This window comes from Mycobacterium kansasii ATCC 12478 (assembly GCF_000157895.3).
GTDB classification, from domain to species: Bacteria; Actinomycetota; Actinomycetes; order Mycobacteriales; family Mycobacteriaceae; genus Mycobacterium; species Mycobacterium kansasii.
In genome coordinates, this window is sequence record NC_022663.1 from 1,312,578 (window position 1) to 1,327,938 (window position 15,361).

The following is a 15,361-nucleotide window of genomic DNA, read 5'->3' on the forward strand; positions in this document are numbered from 1 at the left end:
ACCCGCAATCTATCGACCGCCACCGACAAGAACCGGACAGAAAGTACCTGCCGAGCAACCGATTTCACGTGTTCACCCAGAGTGGACATCAGACTGCTTTCCGTCCCACTAGCCCGGACTAGCACGAGGATCCGGCTAGGCACCCCCGGCGGCGGTCTGGCAGCGCGCCACATGGAGCCGAACACAATCTTCTTCGCGATGCACGAGACAACCGGTCGCGGGCGATCAGCAGTGCCCTATACCCCCTTGGGCCGGGTCCCGATGACGCCGCTTGCCGCCAGCCGCGCGAGTTCCTCGTCGGTCAGCCCGCACCGCTCACGCAGTATTTCTTCATTGTGCTCGCCTAGGGTTGGCGGCGGGCGGCGCAACCACTCCCGCTGGCCGGCCAACCGCGCGAAAGGTGGTGTGGGATATAGGGCTTGCCCGATACGGCAGTGGACCAGCGGCTCGAAGTACCCGCGGTCACACAGTTGCGGGTTTTCGGTGACCAGCGACGGCGAGACAACCGGCGCAGCCGGAATGCCCGAAGCGGCAAGCGATTCCACCGTCGGCATCAGGGATTGCGCGGCAAACCAGTCCCGTAGCCGGCCATCGATCTCGTCGGCCCGCTCGCGGCGCAACGCCGTAGTCGACAGCGACTCGTCGCACCAGGACGGCCGCTCCATCAACTCTGCCAGCGCATTCCAGTCTTGGTCGTCACGAATACTGACCGCGATCCAGTCGTCGTCACCGGCGCACCGGTAGATGTTCTGTAACGCCCCGCCGAAACCACGATTACCGCACCGGTTGAGGGTGACTCCGTAGACCTCGTGCTCGATCGGCTGAATTGCGGTGGTATTCAACACCGACTCGACCATCGGCAGCTCGACCTGCTGGCCGACCCCGCTACGTTCGGCGAAGTTCAGCGCGGCCAGCACGGCGAACGCCGCGTGCACGCCGGCCAGTGGATCACACGCGCCGCGCGGGGTCACCGGCGGCTCCTCCGGCAATCCGGTCACCCACGTCAGGCCGCCGATCTGCTCCATGGTGGGCGCGAAGCCGACCCGGTCACGCCACGGTCCCGTCAATCCGAAGGCCGGCATGCGGGCGACCACGAGTCGGGGGTTCGCCTTCAACAGCACCTCGGCCGTGAGCCCGAAATGCTCCATTACGCGCGGCGAGAAGTTCTCGATCACCACGTCGGCATCCGCGGCCAGCGCCAGGAACAACCGGCGTCCGTCTTCGGAGCCCAAATCCAATGTGATCGAACGCTTGTTGGTGTTCATCGCATGGAACACCCAGCCGTACTCCCACCAGTCGTCCACATCGGTGCGCATGCCCCCCGAGTAGCGAATGCCGTCCGGGCGCTGGATCGACTCCACCTTGACCACGTCGGCGCCGAAGGCCGCCAGCAGATGGGTGGCGGCCGGCCCGGCCCAGAAGGCGGTCAGATCGATCACCCGAACACCGTCCAACGGCAGCCCGACCGGCACCGGATCAGAGGCGGATTCGCCCGCGCACCATGGTGATTCGTCGTTATCAGCGCCGAGCTCAGCAGTACGGCACACCGGCGCCGTCGCGCACCGCGACATCAGCCAGGGCGGGCGCGGCTGGTGAAAGCCGGCGGGGTTGTCGACGAACACCCCACGCTCGGTCACGTACTCCATGTCGCGGATGGTGGCGCCGTTGCCCAACGCCGCGATCGGCAGCCGGAACAGCTGACCCAATGCGACGATCTCCTCGACGGTCCGCTCGGCCATCCACGGACGGATAGATTCGCGGATCAGGTCTCGGTATTCCCACCGGCCGATCTGGAATCGCAACTGCGGAATCTCCTCGAGCTGAGGGCATTCGACCATCGCGGTGAAGTCGAGCCACTGCTGGCCGGTGACCATGGTAATTCCGACGTAGCCGTCCTTGGCGGGTTCGATCGAGGGCACTTCGAGGGTGCGGCGGACCGGCGGTACCCGCAGCAGCTGCGAATGCAGCCATTCGCTGCTTTGCATCAGGCTCATCGCCTCGAGCATGGACAGATCCAGATGCTCACCCGGGCCGCCATGTTCGACGCGGCGGCGCACGGCCAGTGCGCCGAACGCGGCGAACACCCCACCCATGTACTCGCCTAGGCCACCGCCGATCGAGAGGGGCGGTCCGGCGGGATCACCCCGGAAGCCGGGCGAGCCCGCCCATGCCTGCAGTGTGAACTCGGTGGCCGCTCGATCGGCGAAGGGACCGGTCCAGCCGAAATCGGAAATCGTGACCACGATCGCCCGCGGAGACTCGGCCAGCAACCGTCGGGGATCGATGCCCAGGGCGGCCGCCTGCGACCGGCCACAGGTGACGATCACGACGTCGGCAGCAGCGAGTTCGGCACGGTATCGCTCGGAATCCGGGGCCAAGGTCAGGCTCTGCTTGCCGGCATTGAGGTAGCAATACAACGGCGAGGCCGGCAAACCGTCGGGCACCGGCGAACAGCTGGGCGAGTACCGGCGCAGCGGATCCCCTTGCGGTGGTTCGATTTTGCGTACCCGCGCACCGGCGTCGACCAACAGCTTGGAACAGTAGCTGCCGGCTATGCGGTCACTGATTTCGACGACGCGCAATTCGTCAAGCGGTGTCGGCCGCCTGCCTAACCCCTGACTCACGCTGCCGAGCATAATTCGATTCCGCGGGACCTCCGCACTGGGCGCACGCAACTCCCGACGGTACGGTACTGGTCTGTACTGCCGTAATGACTCTATCGTGGGCGCTGTGACCCAGATTGCCGATCGCTCCTCGCAGTCCTCATCGTGGTCGCCACGGGAGGCCGAATTGTTGGCCGTGACGTTGCAGTTGCTGCAGCAACACGGGTATGACCGGTTGACCGTGGACGCGGTCGCGGCCACTGCCCGCGCCAGCAAGGCCACCGTGTACCGGCGTTGGCCGTCGAAGGCCGAATTGGTGTTGGCCGCGTTCGTCGAGGGCATTCGCCAGGTCGTGGTCCCGCCCGACACCGGCACACTACGAGGCGATTTGCTGCAACTCGGCGAGCTGGTCTGCGAGCAGGCCCGTCAGCACACCAGCACCATCCGCGCGGTGCTGGTTGAGGTGGCGCGTAATCCCGCGCTGAACGACGTCATGCAGCACCAGTTCGTTGACCAGCGGAAAGCCCTGATGCACCACATCGTGCAACAGGCCGTTGATCGCGGTGAGATCGACGGCGCCGCCATCGACGACGAACTCTGGGACGTGCTGCCCGGCTACCTCATGTTTCGATTCATCGTTCCGAGCCGCCCCCCCACCCGGCGCACAGTGCAAGCCCTCGTCGACAACATCATCCTTCCGAGCCTCACCCGATCCACGGAGTGACGACAGAACAGGGCGCCGGCGGAGCAGAGCCGGCCAGCCGCGGGTGACCACAGCCTTGCGGAGTCCAGTACGGTACCGTACTGTCAAAGCTGTCGATTCACTGCTCGCGGCGTAGGCGGTTGCTGGGTGCCGGAGCGGTCGTGTCGAGCGACATCGAAAGGCTAACGGGTGCAAAAAATTTCAGTTGGCCGCATGATCAAACGAGGGTGGATGCTGCTGGTCGCAGTGGTCGTGGTAGCCGCCGCCGGGTTCGGTGTCTATCGCTTGCACGGCATATTCGGTTCACAGGACGACACCTCGGCCGCCGGCGGCATCTCGAATGAGATCATTCCATTCAACCCCAAGCAGGTGACTCTCGAGGTATTCGGCGCGCCGGGGACGGTGGCAACCATCAACTACTTGGACGTGAATGCTCAGCCGCAGCAAGTTCTCGACACAACCCTGCCGTGGTCTTACACGATAACGACAACGCAGCCCGCGGTCTTCGCCAATGTGGTGGCACAGGGCAATAGCAATTCCATCGGCTGTCGCATCACCGTCAACGGTGTCGTCAAAGACGAAAGGACCGTCAACAAAGTGAATGCCTACACCTTCTGCCTGGACAAGTCCTCATGAGCGACAAACACGGTCATCGGATTTCGCTATCGGGAACGATTCGCCGGCTTTCGGTTCCGATCCTGTTGTTCTGGGTAGCCCTCGCAGCCATAACGAATATTGCAGTCCCGCGGTTGGAAATAGTCGCCGAGGCACATAACGTGGCGCTGAGCTCGGCAGATGCGCCCTCGCTGCAGGCCATGAAACGCATTGGAAAAGTATTCCGCGAGTACAATTCCGACAGCGCGGCCATGATCGTCCTGGAAGGCAACGAGCCGCTTGGCGACGAAGCTCACCGGTATTACGACACCCTGATCGACAAGCTGTCGCAGGACACCAAGCATGTCGAGCACGTCCAGGACTTCTGGGGAGACCCGCTTACGGCGGCGGGTGTGCAGAGCACCGACGGTAAGGCCGCATATGTCCAGGTCTATCTTGCCGGTAATCAAGGCGAGGCATTGGCCAATGAATCCGTTGCGGCGGTGCGTGACATCGTGGCACATACGCCACCACCGAACCGGATGAAGGCCTATGTCACCGGCGCGGCGCCACTGCTCGCGGATCAGTTCGGAGTGGGCAGCAAAGGCACCGTGAAAGTCACGCTGATCACTCTTCTCGTGATCGCGGTGATGTTGTTTTTCGTCTACCGTTCCGTCGTCACCATGTTCCTGGTGCTGCTCACGGTCCTTGTTCAATTGCTCGCGGCCCGGGGAATCATCGCGCTGCTGGCTGACTCCGGAATTATCGGGCTTTCGGTGTATGCGACGAATCTGCTCACGTTACTGGTCATCGCCGCCGGCACCGATTACGCGATATTCTTCGTCGGCCGTTATCAGGAAGCTCGCGGGACCGGTGAGGACCAGGGAACGGCCTTCCACACCATGTTTCACGGGACCGCCCACATTGTGCTGGGCTCGGGCTTGACCATTGCCGGCGCGGTGTACTGCCTGAGTTTCACCCGATTACCTTATTTTCAGAGTCTGGGCGTTCCGGTTGCGATAGGCATCCTGGTTGCGCTGACGGCCGCGCTCACCCTGACGCCCGCCGTGCTTACGATAGGCAGTCATTTCGGTCTTTTCGAGCCGAAACGCAAGATGCGGACGCGTGGATGGCGACGGATCGGTACGGCCATCGTCCGCTGGCCAGGGCCGATTCTTACGGTCGCGTGCGCGGTGGCCCTCATCGGTTTGCTCGCACTGCCGGGGTATCAGACGAGTTACGACGTTCGTCACTACATCCCTGCGAGCGCCCCGGCCAATATCGGGTACGCGGCTGCGGAGCGCCATTTCTCACCAGCTCGACTGAATCCCGACCTGTTGATGATCGAAACCGATCATGATATGCGTAATCCGGCCGACATGCTCGTCTTGGACAGAATAGCCAGGGCAGTCTTTCACCTTCCCGGTATTGCCCAGGTACAGTCCATAACCCGGCCCCTGGGATCCCCGATCGACCACAGCTCGATACCCTTCCAGATCAGCATGCAAAACACCGGCCAAGTCATGAACCTGAAATACCAGCAAGACCGTGCGGCCGACATGCTGAAGCAAGCTGACGAGCTCGCGAGATCGATCGAGATTTTGAAGCGTCAGTATGCACTCCAGCAACAATTGGCCGCGGCGACGCACGAACAGGCCGTGAGTTTTCACGAAACGGCCGCCACGTTGACTGAACTGCGAGACAAAATCGCGAATTTGGACGACTTCCTGAGGCCGATTCGCAGCTATTTCTATTGGGAGCAGCACTGCTACGATATCCCGGCCTGCTGGGCGGCGAGGTCCGCCTTTGACGCAATCGACGGTATCGACCGGCTCAGTGACCAGTTAGAAAGCGTGCGGAAAACTCTGGACAAATTGGATGCGATCCAGCCGCAGTTGCTGGCGCTGATACCCGACCAGATCGCGAGCCAGCAGGCTAATCATGACCTGACGCTGTCGAACTACTCCACCATATCCGGGATCTACGACCAGACGGCCGCGATGACCGAAAATTCGACGGCGATGGGCCAGGCTTTTGACGCCGCCAAGAACGACGATTTTTTCTACCTTCCTCCGGAGGCTTTCAACAACCCCGATTTCAAGCGCGGTTTGCAGATGTTCCTCTCGCCGGACGGCAAGGCCGCTCGCATGATCATCTCCCATGAGGGTGATCCCGCGACCCCCGAGGGTATCTCGCATGTCGACCCGATCAAGAAGGCGGCGCGAGAGGCCGTGAAAGGAACTCCCCTACAAGCCTCCAAGATCTACCTCGCCGGCACCGCGCCGACCTACAAAGACATCCAAGATGGCGCCAAATACGACCTGATGATCGCAGGAATAGCCGCACTCAGCCTGATTTTGCTCATCATGATGATCGTCACGCGAAGCCTGGTTGCCGCGATCGTCATTGTGGGTACGGTGGCGCTTTCTTTGGGTGCCTCATTTGGGCTGTCCGTGCTGGTATGGCAGCATATCTTCGGTATCCAATTGTATTGGATCGTGCTTGCGCTGGCCGTCATCGTCCTCTTGGGGGTCGGCTCCGACTATAACTTGCTGCTGATTTCTCGGTTGAAAGAGGAAATCGGCGCCGGATTGAACACAGGCATCATCCGGGCGATGGGCGGCTCCGGCGGAGTGGTCACCGCCGCCGGCCTGGTGTTCGCCGCCACCATGTCTTCATTTGTGTTCAGCGATTTGCGGGTGCTCGGTCAGATAGGGACCACCATCGGCCTCGGCCTGCTGTTCGACACGCTGATCGTGCGCTCATTCATGACGCCGTCCATCGCGGCGCTCCTCGGACGATGGTTCTGGTGGCCGCAACGCGTACGCCCCCGCCCCGCCAGTCGGATGCTCCGTCCGTACGGACCACGTCGGCTGGTTCGTAAACTGCTCCTGCGGGAAGCGCAAGAGATGGGATGAGTTGTGAATTAGCCTCCCCCCTTTGCTATTTCGATGCGTGACGGGCAATCGCATGGCAGGTAGGCGTGATTTCGCGGTCAGCGGCGTGTCGCTGCCGTTGGAGACCCTCAGCCTGGGAGCGACCGGGTAATTTCTGTGGTACCAGTCAAGACGTGCGGGACACACGATCAGGAATGCTCGATCGGAGACTGCTATCTTTAGCATTACTGCTAAAATAGTTAAGCCAGTCGAGTTGGCAGGCAAACTACTGTAGGTTCCCTGCTTGTTCTATCGAGGATCGGATGACCACCCTGGGAACTGGCCCTGATACCCGACGCAGGCTGTCTGCGCCGCGGATCGCCGAAATAGTAGCCGATGAGTTGCGTCGCCAGATCATCGACGGCGAGCTCGCCGACGGTGATCTGCTACCCCGCCAGGAAGTGCTGGTCGAACAGTTCAACGTCAGCCTCGTGTCGCTGAGGGAGGCGTTGCGGATCTTGGAGACCGAGGGATTGGTGTCCGTCCGCCGCGGTAACCGAGGCGGGGCCGTCGTGCATGCGCCGGCCAAGACCAGCGCCGCCTACATGCTCGGCCTGCTGCTGCAAAGCGAGTCCGTCGCCGTCAGCGACCTGGGCGCCGCGTTGCAAGAACTCGAGCCTGCCTGCGCCGCACTGGCGGCCCAACGACCGGACCGCGCAGATACTTTGGTGCCCGAGCTCAAGCAGATCAACGATGCCATGGCCGAGCACCTCGATGACGGGCGGCAGTTCACCGAAATCGGCCGTCAATTCCACGATCTCATCGTCCGCGGCTGCGGGAACCACACCATCATCGCGGTCGTGGGCAGTCTGGAAACCCTGTGGACCAGCCATGAACAACAATGGGCCGACGAGAGCGCGGCGCGGGGCACCTACCCGTCGTTGGCCAAACGGCGCGCGGTCCTCAACACCCACATCAAGCTGGCCGAGACGATTGCCGAGGGAGATGTCGACCGGGCCCGGCGCATCGCGTGCCGACACCTCGCCGATACCCAGACTTACGTGTTGTCCGGTGGTGGTGAACAACGGATCTATGCCCTGTCGCCGCAGGCGCTGTCACGCCCGCGGGACATCAGGCGCCCCTGAATCCGGTGCGAACCGCGTTGGTCACCGGCGGCAGCGGTGGAATCGGAAAAGGGTGTGCCAGCAAGCTTTGCGAGCTGGGTTACGACGTGGTGTTGGTGGCGCGCCGCGAAGGCCCGCTGCGGGCGGCAGCCGCGGAGATCGGCGCGCACTACATTGTCGCCGACGTGTCTGAGCCAGCCGGATTCGCCGCCGCCATAAGTCAACTCGACACCATCGATCTCGTCGTGCACGCGGCCGGAACGCTGGGCGGAACCTATGCGCGCAAGCAGACCTTCGAGCAGTGGCGCACGATCATCTCGGCCAATCTGGATTCCTGTTTTGTGGTGACCTCCGCGGTGCTGCCCCGCATGGGGCCAGGTTCACGGTTGGTCTTCATCTCCTCGTCGGCCGCGCACGAGCCGATGCCGGCCCGAACCGCGTACTCGGCATCGAAGGCCGGCATGAACGCCTTTGCGCGCGCGCTGGCGCTCGAGGTCGATCGCGACGGCATCAGCGTCCACCTGGTGACCCCGGGACCCGTGGAAACCGAGATGCTGCAGGATGTTCCGTTCGAGATGTATGCGATCCAGGTGTCCGACATCGCCGAAACGGTGGCCTGGCTCGATACCGTCGACTCGTCCGTCGACCTGCCGGAGATCCGACTCAGCGCGGTGCGGCGCGGTCCGTTCGCCCGGCCACCGGTGGTGCCTACCGAGGCCCGCCGTCGCGCGGGGCTGAAGCCTCCCAGATCTCCGGAAAACCCTTGATCACCGACTCGCCGAACTCGGCCAGCGAATCCGGCGCGGCGAAGTCGGCGAACCACACGTAGAAGCGCTCGACCCGTTGCGCGGCCAGGCCGACGAAGTGCTCAATCAATTCGTCGGCGTTACCGCATACCAGCCCCGGCCCGAGATAGCCGAATCGCCGGGCGCTCACCTGGCGTACCGCATCCGGATCGGCTCCCGCCTGGACAAAGCCCACCATCTGCTGCACGGAGATCCGCGCCGATCCCGCAGCCGGGGCCAGGCGGGACAACCGGTCAAGGTGGTTGGCCTGCAGGTTCCACCAATCCGCGTATTTGCGAACCAGTTCCATCATCCGGCGCCCGCTGCCGCCCAGGATCAGCGGTATCGGGTGCGCCGGACTGGGCGACTGGGCATTCTCCCCGTCCGCCCAGTACTGCGTGATCAGTGCTAGGTGGCGCTGCAGTTGCTCGACGCGGGCCACCGGATCCTGCTGACCGACATCGAATCTGGCGAACTCCGCGGGCCACGATCCCGAACCGATGCCGAGCTCGAACCTGCCATCCGACGCCGCTGACAGCGTCACCGCCTGTTTGGCCAGAACGGCTGGATGCCGGAACGCATCGCAGAGCACCAGGTGGCCGATGCGGAGCCGCTGCGTCCTGGCCGCCACCCAGGTGGCGACCGTCATTGCCTCCCAGATGTTTTCAGCGGGCTGCCCGGGAGCCTCGAGATGATCGATGAACGCCACACCCTCGAACCCACTGGCTTCGGCCTGCCGCGCCCGCTCCACGAAATCTGTCACCGGCAACCGCACCTGCGGCAGGAACAGATACCACTCGACCATATGCCCACCCATGCGTGTCCGGCAGTGTCCAGCGTGATTGCGCCGGATCGCCTAGTTTACTATTTTTATTATGTTAGGGGTGTTATGGATGTCGGTCTGACTTCAGAGCAGCTGGCGCTGCGCGACACCGTGCGCGACATCCTGCGCGCCGAGTGCCCACCCGACGTCGCCCGGCAGGCAATCACCGATCCCGAGCGCTGGCGCGCGCTGTGGAAGACGGTCGTCGGGCTTGGCTGGACCGAACTCGCCGTGGCCGATTCGGCCGGTGACTTCGGCCCCGTCGAGCTGGTGCTGGTGCTCGAAGAATGCGGCGCGGCCATCGCCCCGATCCCGTTGCTGAGCAGCGTCGGCCTGGCCGCGGGCGTGTTGCGGGCCTGCCGTCTCGACGATGTGCTGGCCGAGATCGCCGGAGGTGTCGTCGCAACGCTGGCCGTCCACTCCCCCGGACACCGGCTGCCGCGGCCACCCATGACGCTGCACGACGGACGCCTGCGCGGCCATGCCGTCGCGGTGCCCAATCTGGTTCGGGCCGAGCTGATCGTCACGCTGGCGACGTCGGACCAGGGCCCGGTGGCCGCGGTCGCGCGCGTCGGCGACGGGGCGGTCATCCAACCCCGAGAGTCGACCGATCCCGCGCAACCCGTCGCCGACGTCGAGATCGACACGCCCGCGGTAGCCACCGCACCGGTCGCCGGCATCGAACCGGTGCTGACGACACCGCTGATAGCCGCCGCCGCCGACCTGGTCGGAGTGGCGAGCGCGGTGCTGCACCGCGCCGTCGAACACGCCAAGACCCGACACCAGTTCGGCAAGCCGATCGGCGCGTTCCAGGCAATCAAGCACGCGCTGGCCGACAACTACGTCAGCATCGAACGCGCCCGCAGCCTGACCTACGCGGCGGCGGCCGACCCCGACGTCACCTGGGCCGCGGCCGCGCTGGCCAAGGCCGCGGCCGGCGAGGCCGCGACCCGCTGTGCGCGCACCGCCGTCCAGGTGCACGGCGCCCTGGCCCAGACCTGGGAACACGACATCCACCTCTATGTCCGGCATGCCTGGCAGGGCGCCGCCATGCTGGGCGACAGCCGCGCGCTGTACCACGAGGTGGGCCGGCGCTTCGCAGGCGGTGCGGCATGACGACTTCCCTGACGGCGCCGGTCGAAGAGTTTGCCGAGTGGCTGACCGAGTTCCTGCCCGACGACTACTACCAGCGATATCGCCAGTACCGCTGGGACATTCGGTTGCGACGCGAGTATCAGCGGGCCGCCTTCGAGGCGGGGTGGATCCAACCCACCTGGCCCCGCGAGCATGGTGGCCGTTCGCTGAACCTGCGCGATGCGATGGAAATCCGGATCCAGGCCGCGCTGCGCTCTGCCCCCAAACTGCCCAACATCGCCGGACCCAACGTCGCCGCACCCGGCATCCGGCAATTCGGCACACCCGAGCAGATCGACCGGCTGCTGGTTCCGCTGCTGCGCGGTGACGAGTGGTGGGCGCTGGGCATGTCCGAACCGGAGGCCGGGTCTGACTTCGCCGGCCTGCGCACCCGCGCCGAGCGCGATGGAGATCTGTTCCGGGTCAACGGCCACAAGGTCTGGACGACGCAGGCCCATGAGTCGCGGTGGTGCACCCTGTACGCCCGAACCGACCCCGATGCGCCGAAACACCGCGGCATCTCGTGTCTCATCCTCGACCTGCACTCGCCCGGGGTGCGTGTCGAACCCATCCGGATGGCGTCGGCGTCCGACGAGACGTTCTGCGAGGTCTTCCTCGACGACGTCGAAGTGCCCGTCGACAACCTTCTGGGTCCCTGCAACGGCGGCTGGAACGTGGCGTTGGCGTCGTTGCATCATGAGCGCCAGATGATCTGGATCATGAACTGGGTCGAGATCAAACGCGGCCTCGACTCGGTACGCGGCACCCGCGACCCCGGCAACTACGCCGATCTGGGCTCGCTACTGGCCGATGCCGAGGCGCTACGGGCCACCGGCTACCGCGCCCTGAGCAACGAACTCGCCGGCCGGCCCACCCCCGAGGCCGACATCCTCAAGCTGCTCGGATCGGTTACCCTGCAACGGGTTTGGGATCTGAGCGCGGCGGCTGCGGGCCCGGCTTCGACCGGTGACGCCGACCTGCTCTTCGAACGCCAGGATGCGCTTGCCGCGACCATCTACGGCGGAACCTCCGAGGTCCAGCGCAACATCATCGCCGAGCGGCTGCTCGGGCTGCCGAAGGGATGACGACGATGGATTACGACCTCGGCGATGACGCCGCTGAACTGCGAACCCGGCTGCGGCAGTTGATCGCCAACCACGTGCCGGCCGGCTTCCTCGGTGCCTGCACCGACGACCCCCAAGACCTGGCCACCACCGAGTCGTTCTGCAAACTCCTGGCCGCCGAAGGGCTGCTGGCGCTGGCGTGGCCGAAAGAGCATGGCGGCGGCGGAGGTTCGATCTGGCAACAGACCGTGCTGCGCGAAGAGATGTGGGCCCACCACGAGCCGCGCGGTCCTCAGTATATGGGCATCAACTGGGTAGGCCCGGCGATCATGCGACACGGAACGGCGGCGCAGAAGGCCAAGCACCTCTCGGCGATCGCGGCGGGCGAAGTGGTGTGGTGCCAAGGTTTTTCCGAACCGGAGGCCGGAACAGATCTTGCCTCGCTGCGCACCCGCGCCCTCCCGGACGGCCCGAACGGCCCGAACGGAACAGGCTGGCGCATTACCGGCCAGAAAGTGTGGACGTCGTATGCCCAGATGGCCTCCTGGTGCGTGCTGGCGGCCTGTACACACCCGGATGCTCCTAAACCCAAGCGGCTCACTCTGTTTCTGATCCCGATGGACCGGCCCGGCATCACCGTTCGGCCGATTCCGTCGATGCTGGGCCCGCATCACCTCAACGAGATGTTTCTCGACGGCGTACCCGCCTTCCCCGGCGATGTGCTCGGCGAGCCCGGCGACGGTTGGCGAATCATGAGGGAGGCGTTGGCCTTCGAACGCGTGGGCATCGCCCGTTACGCGCGCTGCGAATCGTTGCTGCACCGGCTGCGCACCGAACTCGGCGACGACTGGGACCGGCTGCCCGAATCCATTCGCATCCGCTGGGTGCGCGCGCTTGTTGACTTACGGGTGGCCAGACTGCTGGCCTATCGAGCGGTGTCGCTGCAGGAGGACCCGCGGGCGGGTGCGGCGGCCAGCGCCGCCCGCATCGCGACCACCATCTGCGACCAACAGGTCGCCGAACTGCTTTTCGACGTGCTGGGTCCGGCGGCGCTGGACAGCGGTGTCACGGCCCCGCTGCACGGCGCGATCGAAGATCACTGGCGCTACGCGCAGGCGGCCACCGTGGCGTCGGGCACCATCGAAGTACAGCGCATGCTCGTGGCACGAGACGTCTTGGGGGAACACCGATGAATACCGAACTGCCGCAGGCTATTACCGACTTCGCCGCCGTCGCGGCCAAACGGCTCGCGCGGGTCGGCGGCCCGCCGGCGGCGCTGCGGGCCGAGACCGACGACACCGTTCGCTACACGGCGCGCGAGGCTTTGGCGCAGCTGGGTGCATTCGAGCTCGACGTGCGATCCGCGCCTGACGATCTGCTGGCCGCCGCGGTGCTGTGCCAGGCCGCCGGCGCCGCCGCGCTACCCTATCCAGTCGTCGAAGAGCTGTTGGCCATCGACGGCGCCCGCCTGGCGCTGGTGAATCCGCAAGCACCCCGCGTCGACCACGGCGACTTGCCCGGTGACTGGATCGCCACCGACCTCGACGGCACTCGTTATCCGGTGCAACCGGCATCGCGCACCGCCGCCAAACTGGGGCCGTTTCTGGTGCCGGCCACCCTGGGCGCGCCCGACGGAACCGTGCCGGACAGCGACGTTAACCTTCACCTTGTGCTGGGATCGTGGCGGATGCTGGGAGCGGTACAGCAGTCGCTGAACATCGCCACGAACCACGTGCGGAGCCGCATTCAGTTCGGCAGGCCGCTGGCCGATTTCCAGGCCGTCAGGTTCGCCGTCGCCGATGCGTCAGTCGCGGCCCGCGGGCTTTTCGAACTCGCCAAGCACACCGTGAGCCGATCGCAATCGACTGCGCCGCTAGTGGGTTCGGCCGACGCACTGGTGCTGCGGCTCAAGGCCGCCGACACCGCGCGGCAGGTGCTGCGCACCTCGCACCAACTGCTCGGCGCGCTGGGCTTCTGCGACGAGTCCGACATCAGCGTGCTGGACCGGCACACCCAACCGCTGATCCGGTTGCCGTTGAGCACCGAAGCACTCAGCCGGCGCCTGATCTCCGATGTCCGTGACGGCTATCTGGAGACGCTCTGCACCGGGCCGGTGCCGGCATGAGCCGCGCCCAACCCATCGGATCCTCGGCCACCCCGAACCCGCTGGCCGACGGCATCCCATTCGGAACCAGACTGCAGGATCTGGCCGAGCAGCGAAGCGACGACGCGGCCCTGACCACCGTCGCGCCCGACGGCAGCACCCGCACGCTGACCTTTGCCGAACTCGACGCCCGGGCCAATCAATGGGCGCGGGCGCTGGACGCGAGTGGCGCCCAGATAGGTTCTCTGGTCGCCATCGCGATCCCCAATTCGGTGCACCTCATACTGACCGTACTGGGCTGCTGGAAGATCGGTGCGGTTCCCGTTCCCATGCACTGGGACCTACCCGAGTGGGAGCGAAACCGGGTGCTGGACGTGATCGACGCCGCCGTGGTGATCGACGAGAGGAGCCGCTGGGAACTGGAAGTGCGCGCCACCGTCGAGTCGGAAAGCCCACTGCCCGAAGCTGTTTCACCCACTGCCCATGGAATTTGCAGCAGCGGGTCAACCGGTGTGCCCAAGGTGATCCTCAACCTGGCGCCGTCGCTGTGGACGCCTCAGCACAGCGAGCCGTTCTTGTCGGCATGGACATCGGTGGCTCAGCCGCAGACCATACTGGTGCCCGCGCCGATGTACCACACCAACGGCTTTGCCACCCTGCACTTCCTGTTGGGCGGCGATCATTTGGTGGTGCTGGAAAAGTTCGATGCCGCGCGGGTGGTCGACACCGTCGAGCAATACCGGATCACCAACTTCACGGCCACCCCGACCATGCTCAAGCGCATCGCCGCGGTTCCCGACATTAGTCGGCGCGACTTGTCCAGCATCGACTTCATCTTGCAGGGCGCCGCAGTAATGCCGCCCACGCTGCTGCACACCTGGTTCGAGTTACTGAGCCCGGAACAGATTGTGATGGCCTACGGCATGACCGAAAATCTCGGGCTCACCGCCCTGCGCGGCGACGAATGGCTGACGCATCAGGGCAGCGTCGGCCGCGGCTTCCGGGACACCGAGATCCGCATCCTGGACGCCGATCAGCAGCCACTGGGCCCCGGCGAGCAGGGCGAGGTGTATTTGCGCGCGCCGATGAGCGCGGGATACCGCTATCTTGGTGGCGCGCCGCCACTTCCGTCGACCGAAGACGGGTTTCGGTCCGCCGGCGACATCGGTCACCTAGACGAGGATGGCTACCTCTACATCACCGACCGTCGCGCCGACATGATCATCACCGGCGGCGCCAACGTCTTTCCCGCCGAGGTCGAGTCCGCGCTGGCGGGGCACCCCGACATCGCCGACGTCGTGGTCATCGGCATCTCGGACCCGCACTGGGGACGCCGGGTCCATGCCGTAGTGCAAGCCGCGGCGCCGCTGACCGAAGAACAGGTGATTGATTACGCCAAGAACCGGCTCGCCCCCTACAAGGTGCCCAAGACGGTGGAATTCGTCGATCGGATTCCCCGCACGGCGGCTACCAAGGTCAATCGCTCGGCCATGATCGCCGCCCGGGGCGGCTGAGCTTCGCAAACAGTGGACGCGACCGGAAATGCGGAGG

Annotated in this window: 12 protein-coding genes; 10 read left to right on the forward strand and 2 right to left on the reverse strand. The window is 65.0% G+C overall.

From position 1 onward, the window contains the following. Positions 1-236: 236 nt before the first annotated feature. Positions 237-2,636, reverse strand: coding sequence for a CaiB/BaiF CoA-transferase family protein (locus tag MKAN_RS05575; protein WP_023366038.1), 2,400 nt, complete (start codon positions 2,634-2,636; stop codon positions 237-239). Positions 2,637-2,718: 82 nt separating this feature from the next. On the opposite strand from MKAN_RS05575, the gene MKAN_RS05580 reads away from it, so the two are divergent. The 5 genes from MKAN_RS05580 to MKAN_RS05600 all read left to right on the forward strand — a co-directional run bounded on the left by MKAN_RS05580 (position 2,719) and on the right by MKAN_RS05600 (position 8,667). Next, on the forward strand, positions 2,719-3,327 hold the full coding sequence (locus MKAN_RS05580; protein ID WP_036392551.1) for a TetR/AcrR family transcriptional regulator: 609 nt from the start codon (positions 2,719-2,721) through the stop codon (positions 3,325-3,327). Positions 3,328-3,537: 210 nt separating this feature from the next. After that, positions 3,538-3,942 (forward strand): MmpS family transport accessory protein, encoded by a 405-nt coding sequence (locus MKAN_RS05585; RefSeq protein ID WP_036392902.1) that lies wholly within the window; start codon positions 3,538-3,540, stop codon positions 3,940-3,942. Continuing rightward, entirely contained in the window at positions 3,939-6,818 is a 2,880-nt protein-coding gene (locus tag MKAN_RS05590) for an MMPL/RND family transporter (protein WP_023366044.1), read from the forward strand. The genes MKAN_RS05585 and MKAN_RS05590 overlap by 4 nt, the downstream gene beginning before the upstream one ends. A gap of 281 nt (positions 6,819-7,099) precedes the next feature. Then, positions 7,100-7,921: a FadR/GntR family transcriptional regulator gene (locus tag MKAN_RS05595; RefSeq protein ID WP_023366046.1), complete on the forward strand. Its 822-nt coding sequence runs from the start codon at positions 7,100-7,102 to the stop codon at positions 7,919-7,921. Between the two features lie 5 nt (positions 7,922-7,926). Continuing rightward, a complete protein-coding gene (locus MKAN_RS05600; protein ID WP_023366048.1) occupies positions 7,927-8,667 on the forward strand; it encodes an SDR family oxidoreductase in 741 nt (246 codons plus the stop codon). On the opposite strand, the gene MKAN_RS05605 is transcribed toward MKAN_RS05600, so the two are convergent. After that, positions 8,609-9,490, reverse strand: coding sequence for an LLM class flavin-dependent oxidoreductase (locus MKAN_RS05605; RefSeq protein ID WP_023366050.1), 882 nt, complete (start codon positions 9,488-9,490; stop codon positions 8,609-8,611). The genes MKAN_RS05600 and MKAN_RS05605 overlap by 59 nt on opposite strands. Positions 9,491-9,574: 84 nt before the next feature. Here MKAN_RS05605 and MKAN_RS05610 point away from each other — a divergent pair, with 84 nt between their 5' ends. The 5 genes from MKAN_RS05610 to MKAN_RS05630 are packed head-to-tail and all read left to right on the forward strand — an operon-like array spanning position 9,575 to position 15,324. Beyond that, positions 9,575-10,624 carry an acyl-CoA dehydrogenase family protein gene (locus MKAN_RS05610; RefSeq protein WP_023366052.1) on the forward strand — a complete coding sequence of 350 codons (1,050 nt, stop codon included), beginning with the start codon at positions 9,575-9,577 and terminating at the stop codon, positions 10,622-10,624. Beyond that, positions 10,621-11,727: an acyl-CoA dehydrogenase family protein gene (locus MKAN_RS05615; RefSeq protein ID WP_023366054.1), complete on the forward strand. Its 1,107-nt coding sequence runs from the start codon at positions 10,621-10,623 to the stop codon at positions 11,725-11,727. The genes MKAN_RS05610 and MKAN_RS05615 overlap by 4 nt, the downstream gene beginning before the upstream one ends. Then, entirely contained in the window at positions 11,724-12,899 is a 1,176-nt protein-coding gene (locus MKAN_RS05620) for an acyl-CoA dehydrogenase family protein (RefSeq protein WP_023366056.1), read from the forward strand. The genes MKAN_RS05615 and MKAN_RS05620 overlap by 4 nt, the downstream gene beginning before the upstream one ends. Next, positions 12,896-13,831 (forward strand): acyl-CoA dehydrogenase family protein, encoded by a 936-nt coding sequence (locus MKAN_RS05625; RefSeq protein WP_023366058.1) that lies wholly within the window; start codon positions 12,896-12,898, stop codon positions 13,829-13,831. Before MKAN_RS05620 ends, MKAN_RS05625 begins: the two co-directional genes overlap by 4 nt. Beyond that, a complete protein-coding gene (locus MKAN_RS05630; protein ID WP_023366060.1) occupies positions 13,828-15,324 on the forward strand; it encodes a class I adenylate-forming enzyme family protein in 1,497 nt (498 codons plus the stop codon). The genes MKAN_RS05625 and MKAN_RS05630 overlap by 4 nt, the downstream gene beginning before the upstream one ends. The last annotated feature ends 37 nt before the right edge of the window (positions 15,325-15,361 follow it).